Here is a 979-nt window from a genome sequence, read left to right on the forward strand (position 1 = left end):
ACGAAGTCACCGACCTTGGGGACGTGGTGACCGAGCTCGCCGGTGCCGGCAACGACACGGTCTGGACCTCGCTCGGGAGCTACACCCTGAGTGCCAACGTCGAGAATCTGTTTTTCGGCGGCAGCGGCAACTTTGTGGGCATCGGCAACGCGCTCGACAACACGCTCGTGGGCGGTGCGGGTAACGACGTCCTCATCGGTGGTGCAGGTGCCGACACGATGGCTGGCGGTGTCGGCAACGATGTCTATGAAGTCACCGACCTTGGGGACGTGGTGAGCGAGTTCGCCGGTGCCGGCAGCGACACGGTCTGGACCTCGCTCGGGAGCTACGTCCTGGGTGCCAACGTCGAAAATCTGTTTTTCGGCGGCAGCGGCGACTTTGCGGGCACCGGCAACGCGCTCGACAACGTGATCGCGGGGGGGGCGGGTAATGACGTCCTCGTCGGTGGCGCAGGTAACGACATCATCATCGGTGGCGCAGGTACCGACACGATGGTCGGTGGCGTCGACAACGATGTCTACGAAGTTAACGAACTCGGGGACGTAGTGASCGAGCTTGGCGGTGAGGGTATTGACACGGTCTGGACCTCGCTCGGGAGCTACGTCCTGGGTGCCAACGTCGAAAATCTGTTTTTCGGCGGCAGCGGCGACTTTGCGGGCACCGGCAACGCGCTCGACAACGTGATCGCGGGGGGGGCGGGTAATGACGTCCTCGTCAGTGSCGCAGGTAACGACATCATCATCGGTGGCGCAGGTACCGACACGATGGTCGGTGGCGTCGACAACGATGTCTACGCAGTCACCGAGCTTGGGGACGTGGTGAGCGAGCTTGGCGGTGAGGGTATTGACACGGTCTGGACCTCGCTCGGGAGCTACGTCCTGGGTGCCAACGTCGAAAAYCTGTTTTTCGGCGGCAGCGGCRACTTTGCGGGCACCGGCAACGCGCTCGACAACGTGATCGCGGGGGGGGCGGGTAATGA

1 protein-coding gene is annotated in these 979 nt (G+C 63.4%); it reads left to right on the plus strand.

Going from position 1 to position 979, the window contains the following annotated elements; translation table 11 throughout:
- Positions 1-979, plus strand: a 979-nt coding sequence (locus AC1DVE_RS31120) for a calcium-binding protein (protein ID WP_477784444.1), incomplete at both ends; no start/stop codon positions are given.

This window comes from Pseudomonas sp. P4_B4, from assembly GCF_056402255.1.